Raw genomic sequence first — 17,721 nt, 5'->3', positions numbered from 1 at the left:
TTCATTCTTAGAGGAGCCCGGGCAGGAAAACAATGGCTTGAAGCCGATCAGCCACCCGTAGGCCGGCGACGTTGTTGTCCCGTCCCCGCTGGTCCAACCCGGGCGTGACCCCGCAGCCCATGGTGCCAGTCACACCTTCAGCAAGCTCCTTGTCACCTTCCGGTATCGGTCATACGGTGGAGGAAACGCCACGAACTGAACAACCGCCGGCATGGGTAACGGAACCAACTGCCAGGGATGGGAAGTGCAATGACTACTAACCGGAACCGCAGGGAGCGCTATGCCGACCGGCAGGACGCTGGCAGAACGCTCGCCTCGGAACTGGACTCCTACAGTGGTCGCCGGGATGTTCTGGTACTCGGCTTGCCTCGGGGCGGCGTCCCCGTAGCCGCAGTCATCGCCGAAAGCCTCAAGGCGCCGCTGGACGTAGTCCTGGTGCGCAAGATCGGCGTTCCGGGTCATCAGGAGGTGGCCATGGGAGCGATGGCTTCGGTGGCCGGTTCCGTTGAGACCGTGCGCAATGAAGACGTGCTGGCCAAATTCGCCAAACGCTACGGCGACTCCGGTGCGTTTGACCAGGTTGCTGCAAAGGAGCGCGCGGAACTGGACCGCAGGGAGCGGGTTTACCGCGCGGACAGGCCACCGCTGGACGTTGCCGGCCTCACACTGATCGTGGTGGACGACGGACTGGCTACCGGTGCCACCATGCGGGCGGCGATTACCGTTCTGCGGGAACTATCGCCGGCGCGCATTGTGGCGGCCATTCCGGTTGGCCTCAGCGGCACCTGCAGGGACGTGGGCAGCATCGCCGATGAGGTGGTGTGCGCTTGGAATCCGCAGGATCTGGTCGCCGTCGGCCAAGCCTATGACCGTTTCGACCAAGTGGATGACGCCGAGGTCATCAACCTGCTCGCGCAATACCAGCGGCCGGCGCAAGCCGGCTGAGCAGACCGTTGGGGGAACCATAGACCGCGGCGGGCAAACTCGCCCGCCAACGGAGAAGGGACGGCACAATGACAGCCAAGAATGTATTCGTACTTGCACTGACTGATGTTCAGCGGGGGGAACTGGAAACTGTCAACGGTGCCGAAAACTACGTATTCCGCAACCTGCTCGACTACGAGAGCGTGGTGAACACCCCGGATATCGATTTCGAGGGCCTGCTGGCCAAGGCGCGGAGCCAATTGCAGGAATTCGATGGGCCGGTAGACGCCATCGTGACGCACTGGGACTTCCCGGCCAGCGTGATCGGACCGCTGCTGGCTAAGGAACACGGACTGCCTGCACCCTCGCTGGAGAGCCTGCTCAAGTGCGAGCACAAGTACTGGAGCCGGCTCGAGCAAAAAGCCTCGATACCCGAATGCGTTCCGCAGTTCGCCTCTTTCGATCCGTTCGACGACGACGCACTGTCGAAGATCGACATCGATTACCCGTTCTGGGTCAAGCCGGTCAAGTCGCACTCCTCAAACCTCGGCTTCGAGATCCAGAACGAGGAGCAGTTCAACGAAGCGGTCCAGGAAATCCGCGACCAAATAGAACAGATTGGCGACGCCTTCAACGATGTACTCGCCATGGTGGACCTGCCGCCGGAGCTAAGGAACGCGGACGGCAACACCTGTCTGGCCGAGGGGTTCATTTCCGGCATCCAGGCCGCCCCTGAGGGAACGATGTTCGGCGGAAAATTCCAGGTCCATGGAGTTTTCGACATGCACAAGGACGAAGCCGGAACGAGCTTCGAACGCCTCGATTATCCTGCCAACAGCGTCCCGGAGAGTGTCCAGCAGCGCATGATCGACTTCACCGAGCGCTACATGCACCATGTCGGTTTTGACAACGGTTGCTTCAATGCCGAATTCATGTGGGACGAGGCCGAGGACAAGCTGTGGCTCGTGGAAATCAACACGCGCATCTCGCAGTCCCACAGCGACCTCTTTGCGAAGGTAGACGGAGTCTCCAATCACGAAGTAGCTATTGACATTGCACTGGGCCACGAGCCGAAGATGCCGCTTCGGAAGGGGAACTTCGCCGTCGCATCACAATGCATGATCTTCCACGACGAAGATGCCATAGTGACGGGCGTACCCAGCGCCGAAGATAAGGCCGCCATCCGGAAACGCTATCCGGAAACTACCGTGACCCTGCAGGTCAAGGAAGGGGAGAAGCTCTCGGACCTGCCGGGCCAGGACAGCTACCGCTACATCCTGGGCAAGCTCTATATTGGCGCGGACAACCGGGAGCAGCTGGTGGAACGGTACAACGCCATCCTGTCCGAGCTGCCGTTTGAGTTCGCCCCGGTGGATCAGACCGCCGGCCAGGACGGAGCCGCATGAAGACCATCACCGAATTTCCCCATGAAGTCCGGGTCATCGAAAACACCTTCATTCCCATGCGCGACGGCGCCCAGCTAGCGGCCCGGATCTGGCTACCGGTGGACGCCGAGGAGCTTCCCGTTCCCGCCGTGCTGGAATACCTTCCTTACCGTAAGCGGGACAGCACGCGCGGCCGGGACGCAATGAACCACCCCTACATTGCCGGCCACGGTTACGTCGCGGTCCGGGTCGATATGCGCGGCAGCGGCGACTCTGACGGCGTCATCGTGGATGAGTACCGGCCACAGGAACACGAGGACGCTGAGGACGTCATTGCCTGGCTCGCAGAACAGCAGTGGTGCGACGGCAACGTAGGCATGATGGGGATTTCCTGGGGTGGTTTCAACAGTCTGCAGATTGCCGCCCGCAGACCACCCGCATTGAAAGCCATCATCAGTGCTTCGGCGACCGATGACCTGTATGTGGACAACATGCACTACATGGGCGGCTGCTTGCTGGCAGACAACCTGTCGGAGGCCACCGTCATGTTCGCCTTCAACTCGCTGCCGCCGGATCCGGCCATTGTAGGAGACCGCTGGCGAGACATGTGGCACGAACGCCTTGCCGGCAGCGGGCTCTGGCTTGAAACCTGGCTCGAACACCAGCGCCGCGACGATTACTGGAAACCTGCCTCGGTCTGCGAAGACTACAGTGATGTCCAGGTTCCGGTGATGGCGGTAGGCGGTTGGGCCGACGGCTACACCAACGCCATCTTCCGCTTGATGGAGAACTTGGATGTGCCGCGCAAGGGCCTCATCGGTCCATGGGGACACAAATATCCCCATATCGGCATTCCCGGCCCGGCCATCGGCTTCCTCCAGGAAGTCGTGCGGTGGTGGGACCATTGGCTCAAGGGCAAGGACACCGGCCTGATGGAAGAGCCGATGCTGCGTGCCTGGATGCAGGACAGCGTCTCTCCGGAGCCGTCCTACTCCGACCGTCCCGGCCGCTGGGTCGCCGAGGACAGCTGGCCCTCGCCGGCCATCGAAAAACGCCGCTACCATCTGAACCGCCATGGCATCGAGCAAGGTGACGCCAAGGATGAACCGGGCCACGACGTCACCCTGCAATCACCCTTGAGCGTGGGTATGTTCGCCGGTAAATGGGCCTCGTATGCCGCCACTCCCGATCTTCCGTTCGACCAGCGCGAGGAAGACGGCGGAGCACTCGTCTACGAGACGGATCCGCTGCAGGAAACGATGGAGATTTTCGGGCTGCCCTCGGTCACCTTCGAAGTCTCCGCGGACAAGCCTGTCGCAATGCTCGCGGTCCGCCTGTCCGATGTGGCGCCGAACGGCGAAGCCACGCGGTTCACCTATGGACTGCTAAATCTGACCCACCGGGACGGGAGCGAAAACCCGCAGCCGCTGGAACCGGGACGCAAATACCGCGTGGAGATCGACTTAAACGGGATTGCGCAGACGATCCCCGCAGGCCACCGGCTCAGGCTGTCGGTGTCCACGTCCTACTGGCCCTTGGCCTGGCCCTCGCCGGAGGCCGCCATGGTGACGCTGACGACCGGCGCAAGCACGCTCACCTTGCCGGTCCGCCCCCCGCGGCCGGAGGACGCCGCCCTCCGGGAATTCGGCGAGCCCGAAGCGGCGCCGGATCTGGAAATCACTCCGTTGACGCCGGGCGAGCACCACTGGCGTGTCTCCCGCGACCTGGTCACAAATGTTTCGACCTTAGAGGTGGCCAACGACCAAGGCAGCTTCCGGATCGACGAAACGGACACCATAGTCCGGCGCAGCACCAACGAGTGGTACAGCTTCCGCTGGAACGAGGTTAATTCCGTCCGCGGCGAAACCCGGACGATCCGGCGCTTCGAGCGCGATGACTGGAGGGTGGAAATAGTGACCCGGACGGTGTTGACGTCAACACCGACGGACTTCCACATCAGCGCACAGCTCGATGCCTACGAACTCGACACCCAGCGCGGGAATCCCCGTGTCTACTCCGAGAATTGGCAGCGCGCGATTCCCAGAGACCTGGTTTAGGACGACGAAGGGCAGGATCATGAGCAATATGGACAAGCAGGAAAGCAACGTTCCGGATGTGGAGCCGCCGATGAAAGAGGGCAGGTCCTCGCAGGACAAGGCGGACAGGGTCAACCCCGATCCGGAGACGGAGAACATCACTGGTCTGGAACCCGGCGGGGGAGTCCCACCGGGAGAAACTCCACCAGCAGAGGACCAGATGAGTTCGGACCAAGGCCACGAGGAGTAGCAGGCAATGAAAAACAAACTCATATTGGGAGCCGGGCTTGCAGTCGGGTTCGTCCTCGGCTCACGCGCGGGCCGTGGCAGTTACGAGCAGCTGAGGGACGCCGCACAGGAGCTGTGGGCCAGCAACATTTCCAGGAACACCCGCCAAAATGATCCAGTGCGGAGCGGGGCGTCAACGGGCTCACGGGCAGGACGCCGCGCGTCCTCCGGAAATGCGTGGAACAGCGACGCCGGTGCTTCTTCGGCGCGAACCGGAGTGGCCGGCTCCGGCGCAGCGGACGTCGGGGCTGCTGCAGCGGCAGGGCGACCGGAAACAATGCGGGATGTCTCATCCGACCCGGCAATGGATGACCGACCGGGCGGAGAGTGGGCAGGCGAAGGCGGTGCTCTAGCTGACGGACCTGCCACCGGTACCGATCCCGAAGAGAATCTGGGCCACTCCTGAAGCTGATGCCGACGCAGTGGGGACGGCACGCTGCGGCCGGGCAGCCCGTCGACTGCCCGGCCGCAGGCTTGGTAGTTTCGGGCGGACCGGCTGAGGTCTTAGCCGGCTTCCCTATGCTCCGTCAGATCGGGCGCTTGGTGTATGTCCCGTCGTCCCTGTTGGGGCGACGGCAGATCGGGCAATCCGGCCAGGTGAATATGGCCTACTTTGAGCCGGCCGCCGCGGAAGTTGCCCGCCGGAACGGCCAACGCCACCACAAAGCGTGCGCCGTCGTCGTCCCTTGACGTAATAGTCAGGCTTCTGGTTCCGGCGGGAACGGACGGCGTAAAGACCTGCAGGTGGCGGGAACCGATGCTTGCGCTGCTTTCCAGCGAATACTCGGTACCGAAGTGGTCCTGAACGGCAATCCTTGGCTGCGGAGGCTGCGAACCGTTAGCGGGAGGCAGTTGCATGTTGACCACGATGCCAGTGCTCCAGATCTCTACGCACAGCACGGTGAATTCCGTGACGGCGGTCTGGTGCCGGCCGAACTTCTGGGGCAGCAATACATATTGAAGGGAGCCGCCGGGTATTGGATCTTTCATCGTGTGTCCTTCCTGCAGGCCCCCGCAGAAACTAATTGACTAGAGCATTCCATTTTAGTAAGGCTGCTGCCCGTTTGTCATCAAATAAGGGCGCACTATGCTGATGCACCTCGACAAGGCCCAAACGCGGTGCTAGACAGAGGGGGCAGTGGCCGGATCCGGACGGAGCAACCATGCGCATAGCCGATACCACCGTTTCCGCGGCAGGAGAGGAATGAACCGACTGTGACCGACACTTTTGACCAGTTCAAACCCAAACCGGACCTGAACTGGTGGCGGCAGGCGGCCGTCTACCAGATTTACCCGCGTAGCTTCGCCGATGCAGATGGCGACGGTTTGGGCGACATCCGCGGTGTCACCGCCAAAATTCCCTATCTGGCGGCACTGGGCATCGACGCCGTGTGGCTCAGCCCGTTCTATCCTTCGCCGCTGGCGGACGGCGGTTATGACGTGGCCGATTACCGGGATGTGGATCCCCGTCTGGGCACGCTGGAGGACTTTGATGAAATGGTTGCGGCACTGCATGCCGCGGACATCAAGCTGATCGCGGACATCGTACCGAACCATTCCTCCGACCAGCACGAATGGTTCCAGCAGGCGCTGGCCGCCGGGAAGGGTTCACCCGAGCGGGAGCGGTACATTTTCCGCGATGGCTTGGGTAACGACGGCGGAAAGCCGCCCTCGGACTGGGTTTCCCACTTCGGCGGCAGCGCCTGGACCCGGATCACCGAGCCCTCCGGCGAGCCCGGCCAGTGGTATCTGCATCTCTTCGCCAAGGAACAGCCGGACTGGAACTGGGAGAATCCGGAAATCCGCGAAGACTTCCTGAAAACGCTCCGGTTCTGGTCGGACCGCGGGGTCGATGGCTTCCGCGTGGACGTGGCCCATGCGCTCGCCAAGGACATGAGCGAACCGCTGCGCAGCAAGCCGAGCGTGGCGGACGAGCTCACTCCGGTGGACGGCAAGGATCCGCTCTTCGACCGGGACGAGGTCCACGACATCTATGCCGAATGGCGCAAGGTCTTCAACGAGTATGACCCGCCCCGCACCGCCGTCGCGGAGGCCTGGGTTCCCGCCTCGCGGCGGATGGCGTATGCGAGCCCTGAAGGTCTGGGCCAAGCCTTCAACTTTGATCTGCTGCGTGCGGACTGGGACGTGGAGCAGTTCCGCTCCATCATCACCAACAACTTGTCCCAGGCGGAAGAATCAGGCGCGTCCTCAACCTGGGTATTCTCAAACCACGACGTCGTTCGGCATCCCTCGCGCTATGGGTTGCCGGCCGGCCTGGACTATGGCGCCTGGCTTATGGCAGACGGCTCCGAACCTGAGGTGGACCGGATTGCAGGACTCCGCCGTGCCCGTGCCGCCACCCTCCTGATGCTTGCCCTGCCGGGATCGGCCTATCTCTACCAAGGCGAGGAACTGGGCCTGTTCGAGGTGCCGGATCTGCCGGCGGCCACCCTGCAGGATCCCATTTGGCAGCGAACCGGGCATCAGCGCAAGGGCCGGGACGGTTGCCGTATCCCGCTGCCCTGGACCACGGAAGGGAAATCCTTCGGGTTCGGGACCAATGGAGCCCACCTGCCGCAGCCGGACTGGTTCGGCGGCCTCTCCGTCGAAGCCCAAGACGGCATTGCGGGATCCACGCTGGAGCTCTACCGGCATGCCCTGAAACTGCGGGGGCAGCTGCAGAGCTATGAGGATTTGGAGTGGATCAGCGGTACCGGCGAAACGGCGCTTCATTTCAGGCGTCCCGGCCAATGGCAGTCGATCACGAACTTCGGCCGCGAGTCGCTGACCCTGCCACCGGGCAAGGTTCTCATCAGTAGCTCGAAGCTGATGGCGGATCAGCTGCCCCCGGATACAACGGCGTGGCTCACCGGATCGGCTCAGGAGACTTGAGATCGGGGAGGGGGTTCAAATCCTCTGCGGTCAGTGATAGACAGTAAGTATCCTTAGTAAAGCCAACAATCGGAGTTGATACGGATGCTGACAGCACGCGAAATCATGACAGGCGGCGCCGAGTGCATTGGCGAGAATGAGACCTTGGAACAGGCAGCGAAGAAGATGCTGGACCTGGACGTGGGTTCTCTGCCGATCTGCGGCGAAGACAACCGGCTCAAGGGCGTTGTCACCGACCGCGACATCGTGGTGAAGTGCCTGGCCAAGGGCGGCGATCCGCGGAGTGTGAAGGCGGGAGAACTAGGTGAAGGCAAGCCGGTGACCATCGGCGCGGACGACAGCATCGAAGAAGCCATCAAGACGATGCAGGAGCACCAGGTCAGGCGGCTGCCCGTGATCGACGGCCACGACCTCGTGGGCATCCTCAGCCAGGCAGACGTCGCCCGCAATTACCCCGAGGACAGGGTCGGGGAACTCGTCGAATTCATCTCCTACTAAGCAGGCAGGAGGAAGCGGATGCCGCAGCGTCTCGTTGCCGATGCCATTGTCGAACGGCTCGAGGCGTGGGCGGTGCCGCGCGTCTTCGGCTACAGCGGGGACGGCATCAACAGTTTTATGGGCGCGCTCCGGCGCGCCGGAACAGTGGAATTCGTCCAGGCACGTCATGAGGAAAACGCGGCCTTCATGGCCGTGGGCCACGCGAAGTACAGCGGCGGCGTGGGCGTGGTGACCTCAACCCAGGGACCCGGGGCGATCCACCTGCTCAATGGTCTCTACGATGCGAAACTGGACAGCGTCCCCGTGGTGGCCATCATCGGGCAGCAGTCGCGCAGTGTCCTCGGCTCCGGCTACATGCAGGAAGTCGATCTGCTGGACCTGACGAAGGACGTAGCCTCGGCATTCCGCGAGCAGGTCAACACACCGGAGGCGCTGCCGATGGTGCTTGACCGGGCTTTCAAAGCCGCGCTCGCAAACAGGGCACCCGCCGTCGTTATTGTTCCCCATGACGTGCAGAAGATGCCGGCCCCGGAACTGGAGCACAAGCACGGCATCATTGCCACCGCCCCGCGCTGGGAGCAGTCCGCCAGCGTACCGGTGGACGACGACCTCAAGGCGGCAGCGGAGGTGCTCAACGCCGGCAGCAAAGTGGCGCTGCTCGTGGGGCAGGGTGCCCGGCACGCTTGGAAAGAGGTTGCCGCGGTGGCCGAACGCCTCGGTGCCGGCATCACCACGAGCCTGCTGGGCAAACCGTACGTGGACGAGTCACTGCCGAATGTTGCAGGCACCATGGGGCATCTGGGTACCAGCGCCAGCGGCCAGGTACTCGGCGGGTGCGACACGCTGCTGATCATAGGTTCCAATGACCCATGGACCGAGTTCTACCCACCGCCAGGGGCCGCACGCGCCGTCCAGATCGACACGGACTCCGGTGCCATCGGCAACCGGTACCCCGTTGAGGTGCCGCTGCCCGGGGATGCGTCCCGCACCATGCAAGCGCTGCTGCCCCTGCTGGAGGACAAGCAGGATCTGCCGTGGCGCGGCCAGGTGGAGCAGTGGGTCTCGCATTGGCACGAGCTTTCCGCCGAGCGTGCCATGACCAAGGCGGATCCGGTCAATCCGGAGCGGGTGCTGTTTGAGCTGAACAGCAGGTTCCCCGCAGATGGCCGGCTCGCCGTCGATGTTGGCAGCTCGGTCTACTGGTATGCCAGGCAGCTGAGGCTGCCGCTCGGCGTACCGGCCCACTTGTCCAGCACCTTGGCCAGCATGGGCTGTTCGGTGCCGTACGGCATCGCCGCCAAACTGGACCAGCCCGGGAGCCCGGTGCTGCTCGTCACCGGTGACGGTGCCATGCAAATGACGGGTATCGCGGAGCTCATTACCGTCAGCAGAATGTGGCAGACGTGGCAGGACCCGCGCTTTGTTATCTGCGTGTTGAATAACAGGGAACTGGCCGAGGTGACCTGGGAACAGCGCGAGATGGAGGGGGAGCCCCGCTTCGAAGCCAGCCAGGCTCTGCCGGATTTCGATTACGCCGGCTATGCAAAACTGCTGGGACTCGGTGGCGAGCGGGTTGATGACCCGGAGCAGGTTGGCGCCGCCTGGGATGCCGCGCTGGCAGCAGATAGGCCGTATTTGATCGACGTGGTCACGGATCCGGAAACTCCGCTGCTTCCGCCGTTCCCTGCCGGAGAGCAGAAGGCCGGAACTATGGCCGAGGCCTTGGGACAGGAGAGCGCCGAGTCTGCCGACCGTGCCACGGAGCTGCTGCGGACCTACGTCGACCAGGAGAAACCGAACTTCTCCTGAACGCGTCTACGTTGCCGCCGCATCCTGCTTGATACAAGGTTCCAGGGTGTCAAGAATCCGCCGTACCGCGGTAGCCACGCTGGCCGCCGGGCTAAAGGCCGCGGCGCCGGCGTCGCGGTGTGCATCGACTTGGCCGAGCAGCTCGTTCAAGGCCCGCTCCACTTCCTCCCACCGGTCCTGAAGCTCCGATCCGGATTCCCAGGCCTTCAGCATCTCGGCTGCTCCCCGGAGCGCCTCGCTGACTGGCTGAAGCAGTTCGGTGGGCAGTTCGTTGGACAACGGCTCCTTACCGCCGGCGCTAACGCCGGCAAGGGTGTCGGTAATGTCCTTGACATGGAACGACACGGATTCCAAAGCCCGGAGGTCGCGGTAGTCCTGCGATAGATTGCGCCGGTGCAGCTTGGCCCGCGGGTTGCCTTTGCGGCTCTCATCCGCGTGGTAAACCGCTTCCCGCACGTCATGCCCGGCCGTGGAGAGCTCGTCATTGTAGCGAGTCCACTTCTCCGGTTCCGGCGGCCATTCATCGGTCAGGGCGGCAGCCATGCCTTCCAGGTGCCGCGCCAGCATGGTGCGGAAGCGGGACAATTTCAGAATTGCTGCGTTGAAATTCAGCGGTGGCAGGATCACGGCATTGACCAGCAGCCCACATCCCACGCCGACGGTCATCTGGACCGCATAGCCAATGGAATAGGACTCAACATCCTGCCCGCCGATGATCAGAACGAAAAGTGCCGCCATTGGAACGTAGTCTTTGCCGTGACCGAGCCAGCGAACCCCGGAGAACAGGACGGCAACGCCAACTACCGCGGAAATCGTGAGCAGGCTGGGTTCTGCGAACAGCACAATCACGCCTGCCAGCAGGATCCCGAGCAACAGTCCGAGGAGGGTCTGCAGACCGGCCTTGGCTGAACCCATCAGAGTGGGATACATGCTGACCAAGGCGCCCAGCGGCGCGTAGTACGGATAGTCGTCGACCACGCCCGGCATGTACCCAGCTACAAACCACGCCATTCCGACGGCAATGGCTGCCTTTATGGCCAGCATGAATCGCGGGCCGGTCACGCCGGCCTTGATCCAGGACAGTGCGCGCTGGACGGAATTGCGCGTTGGCTGCTCCGGGTTCATACATTCATACTCACAGCATTCGCCAGTCATGCCAACTGCAGCTGGACCTGCTTCTGCTAGGGAAGTTTCTCCCCGGCCTCAATGAGCGCGTCGATCTGGTTGCCACGGATGGGCCGCGGACAGGTGCCGTACGGGGTAAAGGCGCTGGGATAGTTGATTGCGCGGTTGAAATCGATGATGACACTGCCGTCCGGACGCGGCTTCGCGGTGGTGACCTTGCGCCAGTCGTAGGTGCTGGTGCCGTTGGTGAGATCGTGGAAGTTCAGTGTCAGGCCGCCCAAGGTGCCCGGCTCCGCAACCAGCCGGTGGCTGGCGCCACCTAGTTCGAAACTGACTTCCCCTACTGCCGCCACTGTGCTCTGCACCTGCGGATGGGATGTGGCGATCGGAACCTGGCGTTCGGCGTCGTACGCTTTGAAATGCCCTGTCACGACGAGGTCAGGATTGAAATCGAATGTAGGCACCCCTTTGAATCTGGTGTAGACGGGGGAGTCGAGGTCGCGGGTGCGGATGGCATAACGGTCTGCGCGGACCGCAAGTTCCACCATGATATTGCCGAACCGCACCCAGTTCAGCGACTCCTCATTGGCCAGCCGGGCTGTCACCCTGCCGTCCACAGGCTCACCGGTGTCGGCAAAGAACAGGTTGTCCGCGGCAGTAGCGGTCAGCGTTGCAATTCCGCCGGCCGAGGCGGATGCGTTGGCGCTCCAAAGACCGGGAAGCAGCTCAACGGTTGTCGGTTCCGCCCCGAGCCACTGCAGCGAAGTGAGGGTCAGCCAGCCGAACTCGGCGGCCAGTGCTTCATGCCGGCTCTGCCGGTAACGGGCAAAACGCAGCTGCTCGCGGTCTACGGCGCTGGGTGCTCCGGCGCTAGTCATGGCGTTCCTCCTGTTGGACTATGTTGCCATGGGTTCAACACGGCAGGCCGCCTAATCATTTCCGAACCTGCGCACGGACTAACGCGAAGCGACGAATGTGGACATGCCTACCTGCCCGAGGTCGGCGGTAGCACCGGCGAGGACCAGCACGACGTAAAGGCTGACCGGAATCAGCAGCAGCCACTCCCGCCAGGAACCTGCGTTCCCAAGAATCGGTAAGGCAAAGTATCCGTTGGGACGCCAGATCCAGCGTAATACGGGAATTCGCCGCCAGGCCCTAGGTGGTTTGATCCGCAGCGGCCAGGCCAAGTTCACTCCGCCTGTTGTCGCCATGTCACCGAGGATGTGCATGACTACTCCGATGCCCATGGCCAGCGGAAACCAGTTCTGTTGTTCCGGGGCGAAAAAGGTGATGAATGCGGCCACGAAGATTCCAACCGCCCAAGGGGTCTTCTTTAATCGGTCGGGTATGAATCTGAGGGCTTTGGCGGCGAAGGCGACCAGCAGGATGCAGAGGACACCGGCGGCCGGGTATATGGTTCCAAACCGCTCCGTCTCCCACGTCACCAAGCCCGCCATCCAAGCGATCAGGACGAATACGCACATCCCGATGATGGAATGGGTCCCCTTGCGGTGGCCGCCGGCCAGCGTGCCTACGCCGGCACAAACTGCATTGGACACGGGCGGAAGCGAATGGGCAATCGTGGCCCGGTGATGGTCCGCATCCGGAACCAAGGCAGCCCCGGCCGTGACCAAGGCGCCGGAGATGACGCCGATGGGTCCCACATCCAGCACACCCATGCCTAACAGTACGGAATGGCTGCCGAGGCCCAGGGGCTCAGCCAAGGGACCGAGGGAAACTTCAAACTGGGTGGTGAGCGCTATCCAGGCGGCGGCTCCGCTGGCGGCATGATGGGCTCCCAGCATCGTGAAGAGGTTCCTTTCAATAACTGGTTCCGCCGCCGAAGATGCGGTTTATCGTTCCAGTGGATTCCGTGAATTCTATCGACTCTTACCGTGGCATATCGCACTGACAGAATCTAAAAGCTGCTTGCGTACTAGCCCGGAAGAGACAGAAACGATATGGTAAGCATGCTGATCAATCGCAGGCCTCTACGGTCTTTTCCAATCAAAAGGAGACGCAATGAGCACGAAGGTCGAGAAGCAAGTCATGGTTAACGTGCCGGTGAGCACGGTTTATAACCAGTGGACCCAGTTCGAGGAATTTCCCCACTTTATGGGCGGCGTCAAGAGCGTAAAGCAGCTCGGCGACAACCGGCTCGAGTGGGTTGCCGAGATCGGCGGAGTCCGTCGGCAGTGGGAGGCGAGGATTGTTGAGCAGGTGCCGGACCAAAAGATCGCCTGGGCGGCAACCGAAGGCGCCACGAACGCTGGAGCGGTGTCCTTCGAGGACGTGGGTGGCGGCCAGACGTCCGTACGAATGACGCTCGAATACGAGCCCGAGGGCATGGTCGAGAAGGTGGGCGATAAGCTCAACATCGTGGAGAAGCAGGCCGAAGCGGACTTGCAAAAATTCAAGGAGTTCATCGAGGCTGAGGGCTACGCCACTGGTGCATGGCGTGGTTCGATCAATGAAGGCGCGGCAACAGGGACGCCCGGCGTCGAGGACGCCAGCGCAACGCGCGGCGACAGCGGAAAGGCCGGCGTGTCCGGCAAGGTTGCGGCCGCCGGGGTCGGTGTAGCGGCGGCGGCCGCAGCAGGCGTAGCTGCCGCCAAGAAGGACAGTGCCGATAAAGACGCGCAAGTCACGCCTGTAGTGGAACCGGTACCGGCAACGCCCGTGGTGGAGACTGCGCCGATCGTCACCGAGCCGGTCGTAGACACCGGTGCGGCCCTGACCCCGGAAGAGATCGCCGCGAAGTCCGACCGTGTGCGGCAAGACATCGAGGACGACGACAGGAACCGGGGCGCCGGAATCTAACGTGCGATGACAAAGAACGACGGCGGCCTCCCGCCGTCGTTCTTTGTGTCCACGTTGGACGGCGGTGGTGCGGCCCGCGCATCTTGAGCCAATCTTGAGCTAAAGCAGGGCACAGTGTTGAGATTGCTCCACCATGCTTGAAGCAGCAGATGGCAAGAGCTGAAGCCGGAGTCCGAATACTGGGGAGTACACGGATCCTAAGGGCCAGCTCGTCTCAGCTCATCCGGTGCGGGGCACGGGCAGGCCTTTGGGGAGGCTGCCCGCCCCGGCACTCGGGTCCGGGACCTGCCGACCGACGTCGTAGCGGGCCCGTTTCCGTGGCTTGAGGCATGCGTTGCCGCATGGACCGCACGATTGAACCGAATCGGCGCCGTCAAGCGCTGGCTACAGATTCCTGTCGAAAGCTTTTGCTGATTTCATGGATGAAACGGTTGCCAGGGGCGACAATGGAGTCGTCGGTAGCGAATGAACGGAGGAAGCAGCATGCGCGGAAGCAACCTTGTCTGGACAATCGTTGGCATTTTGTTGGCCATTGCCCTGATTATCTGGATCGTTTCTGTCATCTAGTGCGCAGCGGAGGCCTAGCCGTATGGCTGGCCACCAGTGCGTTTCGGTTGCGGAACTAGAAGAGCCTCGGCAAGGGCGGGCCGGGGCTTTTCCGTGAAATTGTCTTCCACCGATGCTTACCCTGAAAATGATTAGGCATATCCCACGTTCAGCTTTCTTGCGACAAGCACCGGAGGCCAAACAGTATGGCCGGAAGCCGCCGGCACGACCGCAGGCTTCTTGATCAAATCTTGAGCTAACAGTGCGCAAGCATTGAGCTTGCTCCGTCACCCTAGAACCAGCAGATGGCGAGAGCTGAAGCCGGAGTCCAGCTACTGGGGAGTGCAAGGACATTCGCGGGCGGCTCGTCTCGGCTGATCCGGTGCGGGGCACGGGCAGGTCCTTGGGGAGGCCGCCCGCCCCGGCGCCCGCCTCAGGACAATGGTGGCAATGCGCGCAACATCGAGTACATCTGTTGCTCGGCCACTTCAAAACCATGCGGAAGAGTCTCCGCGGTGGGAAGAGGTACGTGGCCGACGGAATCTGTGGAAGCTGTAGATCATGAGCGCAAGGGCCACCAGCCCGGAGACGATCAAGGTCGATCCCACGATCCAGCTTCCTGGAAGCCACCAACGGCCACCGAATGCCCACCAGTCCGGCATCGGGGACCGAATGCCCCACACGATTCCTGCAGCAATAGCCGCGAGCCCTCCCATGGCGCTAGCCACGATGCGCGGCCACGTCCGCACTCCTTCTCGGCTATTTTGAGCGCCTCGGCCTTGATCGGCACCAACAGACGCTTGGCCCAGGCATAACGCAGGGAAAGAACCACCAGGCCGCCAGCGAGGGCAAGCAGGCCTGGACCGGGCAGTACAAGTGCGGCGAGTCCGACGGCAATGAGGGCCCAGCCGAGCAGTTCGATGCCCGTTCGATGAAGCCAAGGCGGAATGGCGCTGGTCCTCCCCATGTGCACATCCTCCAACAGCAAAGTCATTGGCTAAATGTCAGTCCCTCGACGGCGCGCAACTATGGGGACCTGCTTGGATCATTAGCTCTCACGGTCAACCCATCGTGAAGGTTGCATACCGCCAAGCGGCGAGGAGTGTCCGGCCTAACGTGCCGATAACGACACAATAACGGCACGATAACGGGAGCGGGGTTCCACTGTAAAGACATTGCAAACTTGCAGCTTCATTGGGGTTCTGTTGGGGAAAACAAGCGATGCTCACTGATCCGACCCGCCATTCCCTGGCGACCCTTGTGACCAAGCTCATGGCTGGAAAACGAGGGAGACCATGTCGATTATTAAGGATCCGCACCTGTTCAACGAGCAGAGCCTATTCGTCGACCTGGAAGGGGTGCTTGGCCGCCGCCTCTATCTGAAGATCGAGGGGTTCAACTTCGCGGGCTCGATCAAACTCAAGCCCGCGCGGGAAATGGTCGAGCGCGCCGAGCGGGAGGGGATAATCGGGCCCGGCTCCACACTCGTGGAGTCCTCGTCGGGAAACCTCGGCGTCGCACTCAGCATGATCGCGGCCAGCAAAGGATACCGCTTTGTCTGTGTGGTGGATCCGCGGTGCAATCCGACGACCCGGCAGCTGATGGAGTCGCTCGGAGCACAGGTTGACCTGGTCACCGAACCGGATCCCGTCGACGGGTTCCTTGGGGCCCGGCTCAACCACGTCCAGGAACTGTGCGCGTCCGACGAGCGGTACGTCTGGCTCAATCAGTACGTCAACCCCGGCAACTGGGGCGCGCACTACCGCTGGACGGCCCCCGAAATCGCCGCCGAATTTCCCGACCTCGACGTGCTATTCGTCGGAGCCGGCACCACGGGCACCCTGATGGGTTGCGCGCGGTATTTTCGTGAGCACCGCCCCGACGTACGGATCGTCGCGGTCGATGCCGTCGGATCTGTTTCCTTCGGCTGCCCGCCGGCGCCCCGCCTGATCCCCGGCCTCGGCATGAGCGTGCGGCCGCCCCAACTCGACGAATCCTTGCTCGATGACGTGGTGTTCGTCGAGGAGCTGGACACGGTGCGCACCTGCCACCGCCTGGCCGCGGGCGGGTTGCTGCTCGGCGGGTCAACGGGGACCGTGGTCCACGGCGCCATGACATGGCTCGCCGACCACCACGCCCAGGACGTCACCGCGGTGACCATCTCGCCCGACTTGGGCCGCCCATACCTGGACACCATCTACCAGCCCGACTGGGTGCTCGACCACTTCGGGGCCGAGGCGCTCGCCAACGCGGGTCAGACGTCAGACCCCGGTCTACAGACTGACCCGTTGTTGTCGGGGCCACAATTTCCCGCAGCCGCCGCGTTAAAAGATTCCGTGGCCACTGCCTCGATAAGGAGCTTCTCGCAGTGAACAAGTCCGTGGACACGCTGTCAACGTCGCCAGGTCCCACGATTCCGATAATTCCGACGAACCCCGCGGCATCCGCGGCTCAGGCCGGAAACGGCTCTCCAGCAACGCCGGCCACGAGTGCGGTCGTTGCCCTGGAGCGCCGCCTGGCGGATCTTCTCGCATCAGTGGTGAAGAAGGACGACGTCCCGGTGGGCGCCAACTTCTTCCTCGAATTAGGCGCGGACTCGCTGGTCATGGCGCAATTCTGTGCCCGCGTGCGCAAACAGCCGGACCTGCCGGCCGTGTCGATCAAGGACATCTACCAGCACCCATCAATCTCGGCGCTGGCCGCGTTCCTGGCACCGGCGGAAAAGACACCGGCGACGGCGCAGGTGCAGGACCGATTGGTGAAGGTGCTGGCCGACGTACTGGACGTCGAGCACGTGCCGGTGGACGCCAACTTCTTCCAGGACCTGGGCGCGGACTCGCTGGTGATGGCCAAGTTCTGCGCCCGCGTGCGCAAACAGCCGGACCTGCCGGCCGTGTCGATCAAGGACATCTACCAGCACCCATCAATCTCGGCGCTGGCCGCGTTCCTGGCACCGGCGGAAGAGACACCGGCGACGGCGCAGGTGCAGGACCGATTGGTGAAGGTGCTGGCCGACGTACTGGACGTCGAGCACGTGCCGGTGGACGCCAACTTCTTCCAGGACCTGGGCGCGGACTCGCTGGTGATGGCCAAGTTCTGCGCCCGCGTGCGCAAGCAGCCGGACCTGCCGGCGGTCTCCATCAAGGACATCTACCAGCACTCAACGATCTCGGCGCTGGCCGCGTTCTTGGCACCGGCGGAAGAGACACCGGCGACGGCGCAGGTTCAGGACCGATTGGCGGAGGTGCTGGCCGGCGCGCTGGGCAGAGACCAGGTCCCGGTGGACAGCGACTTTTTCCAAGACCTGGGCGCGGACTCGCTGGTGATGGCCAAGTTCTGCGCCCGCGTGCGCAAGCAGCCGGACCTGCCGGCGGTCTCCATGAAGGACATCTACAGCA

At 62.8% G+C, this 17,721-nt stretch carries 17 protein-coding genes; 11 read left to right on the top strand and 6 right to left on the bottom strand.

Annotated elements, in window-relative coordinates; translation table 11 throughout:
- Nucleotides 1–7: 7 nt before the first annotated feature.
- Nucleotides 8–133, bottom strand: a complete 126-nt coding sequence (locus AC5RWO_RS21265; protein WP_498733896.1) for a hypothetical protein — start codon at nt 131–133, stop codon at nt 8–10.
- Nucleotides 134–249: 116 nt separating this feature from the next.
- On the opposite strand from AC5RWO_RS21265, the gene AC5RWO_RS21260 reads away from it, so the two are divergent.
- The 5 genes from AC5RWO_RS21260 to AC5RWO_RS21240 all read left to right on the top strand — a co-directional run bounded on the left by AC5RWO_RS21260 (nt 250) and on the right by AC5RWO_RS21240 (nt 5,039).
- Complete coding sequence (locus tag AC5RWO_RS21260; protein WP_498733895.1) at nt 250–945, top strand: phosphoribosyltransferase; 696 nt, start codon at nt 250–252, stop codon at nt 943–945.
- A 68-nt stretch (nt 946–1,013) separates the two neighbouring features.
- Nucleotides 1,014–2,330, top strand: a complete 1,317-nt coding sequence (locus AC5RWO_RS21255; protein WP_498733893.1) for an ATP-grasp domain-containing protein — start codon at nt 1,014–1,016, stop codon at nt 2,328–2,330.
- Nucleotides 2,327–4,366: a CocE/NonD family hydrolase gene (locus tag AC5RWO_RS21250; RefSeq protein ID WP_498733891.1), complete on the top strand. Its 2,040-nt coding sequence runs from the start codon at nt 2,327–2,329 to the stop codon at nt 4,364–4,366. Before AC5RWO_RS21255 ends, AC5RWO_RS21250 begins: the two co-directional genes overlap by 4 nt.
- A 70-nt stretch (nt 4,367–4,436) precedes the next feature.
- On the top strand, nt 4,437–4,595 hold the full coding sequence (locus tag AC5RWO_RS21245; protein ID WP_498733939.1) for a DUF6480 family protein: 159 nt from the start codon (nt 4,437–4,439) through the stop codon (nt 4,593–4,595).
- Nucleotides 4,596–4,601: 6 nt separating this feature from the next.
- The gene (locus AC5RWO_RS21240) at nt 4,602–5,039 is read left to right on the top strand and encodes a hypothetical protein (RefSeq protein WP_498733890.1); all 438 of its coding nucleotides are present in this window, start codon (nt 4,602–4,604) and stop codon (nt 5,037–5,039) included.
- Between the two features lie 98 nt (nt 5,040–5,137).
- Here the strand turns inward: AC5RWO_RS21240 and AC5RWO_RS21235 are convergent, their stop codons facing one another.
- Nucleotides 5,138–5,623 (bottom strand): hypothetical protein, encoded by a 486-nt coding sequence (locus AC5RWO_RS21235; RefSeq protein WP_498733889.1) that lies wholly within the window; start codon nt 5,621–5,623, stop codon nt 5,138–5,140.
- Nucleotides 5,624–5,848: 225 nt separating this feature from the next.
- On the opposite strand from AC5RWO_RS21235, the gene AC5RWO_RS21230 reads away from it, so the two are divergent.
- From AC5RWO_RS21230 to AC5RWO_RS21220, 3 genes are all read left to right on the top strand, one after another.
- Nucleotides 5,849–7,525, top strand: a complete 1,677-nt coding sequence (locus AC5RWO_RS21230) for a glycoside hydrolase family 13 protein (protein WP_498733888.1) — start codon at nt 5,849–5,851, stop codon at nt 7,523–7,525.
- Nucleotides 7,526–7,609: 84 nt separating this feature from the next.
- Nucleotides 7,610–8,023, top strand: coding sequence for a CBS domain-containing protein (locus tag AC5RWO_RS21225; protein WP_074702400.1), 414 nt, complete (start codon nt 7,610–7,612; stop codon nt 8,021–8,023).
- A gap of 18 nt (nt 8,024–8,041) precedes the next feature.
- Nucleotides 8,042–9,832, top strand: a complete 1,791-nt coding sequence (locus AC5RWO_RS21220; protein ID WP_498733886.1) for a thiamine pyrophosphate-requiring protein — start codon at nt 8,042–8,044, stop codon at nt 9,830–9,832.
- Between the two features lie 6 nt (nt 9,833–9,838).
- Here the strand turns inward: AC5RWO_RS21220 and AC5RWO_RS21215 are convergent, their stop codons facing one another.
- The 3 genes from AC5RWO_RS21215 to AC5RWO_RS21205 form a co-directional block, all read right to left on the bottom strand.
- Nucleotides 9,839–10,957 (bottom strand): FUSC family protein, encoded by a 1,119-nt coding sequence (locus AC5RWO_RS21215; RefSeq protein ID WP_498733885.1) that lies wholly within the window; start codon nt 10,955–10,957, stop codon nt 9,839–9,841.
- A 56-nt stretch (nt 10,958–11,013) separates the two neighbouring features.
- Complete coding sequence (locus AC5RWO_RS21210; protein WP_498733884.1) at nt 11,014–11,835, bottom strand: DUF1684 domain-containing protein; 822 nt, start codon at nt 11,833–11,835, stop codon at nt 11,014–11,016.
- A 78-nt stretch (nt 11,836–11,913) separates the two neighbouring features.
- Nucleotides 11,914–12,762: a metal-dependent hydrolase gene (locus AC5RWO_RS21205; protein ID WP_498733882.1), complete on the bottom strand. Its 849-nt coding sequence runs from the start codon at nt 12,760–12,762 to the stop codon at nt 11,914–11,916.
- 217 nt (nt 12,763–12,979) lie between these two features.
- Here AC5RWO_RS21205 and AC5RWO_RS21200 point away from each other — a divergent pair, with 217 nt between their 5' ends.
- Nucleotides 12,980–13,777 carry an SRPBCC family protein gene (locus AC5RWO_RS21200; RefSeq protein ID WP_498733880.1) on the top strand — a complete coding sequence of 266 codons (798 nt, stop codon included), beginning with the start codon at nt 12,980–12,982 and terminating at the stop codon, nt 13,775–13,777.
- A 1,138-nt stretch (nt 13,778–14,915) separates the two neighbouring features.
- Here the strand turns inward: AC5RWO_RS21200 and AC5RWO_RS21195 are convergent.
- Nucleotides 14,916–15,290: a PGPGW domain-containing protein gene (locus AC5RWO_RS21195; RefSeq protein ID WP_498733878.1), complete on the bottom strand. Its 375-nt coding sequence runs from the start codon at nt 15,288–15,290 to the stop codon at nt 14,916–14,918.
- A gap of 328 nt (nt 15,291–15,618) precedes the next feature.
- Here AC5RWO_RS21195 and sbnA point away from each other — a divergent pair, with 328 nt between their 5' ends.
- Both sbnA and AC5RWO_RS21185 read left to right on the top strand, forming a co-directional pair.
- Entirely contained in the window at nt 15,619–16,695 is a 1,077-nt protein-coding gene (gene sbnA / locus AC5RWO_RS21190) for a 2,3-diaminopropionate biosynthesis protein SbnA (protein ID WP_498733876.1), read from the top strand.
- On the top strand, nt 16,692–17,721 hold a 1,030-nt coding region (locus AC5RWO_RS21185), incomplete at its 3' end, for an acyl carrier protein (RefSeq protein ID WP_498733874.1). The genes sbnA and AC5RWO_RS21185, both read left to right, overlap by 4 nt.

Source organism: Arthrobacter sp. B055-34, from assembly GCF_059090425.1.
The sequence above is the reverse complement of the archived record's forward strand: the minus strand, read 5'-3'. Positions and strand labels throughout refer to the sequence as shown.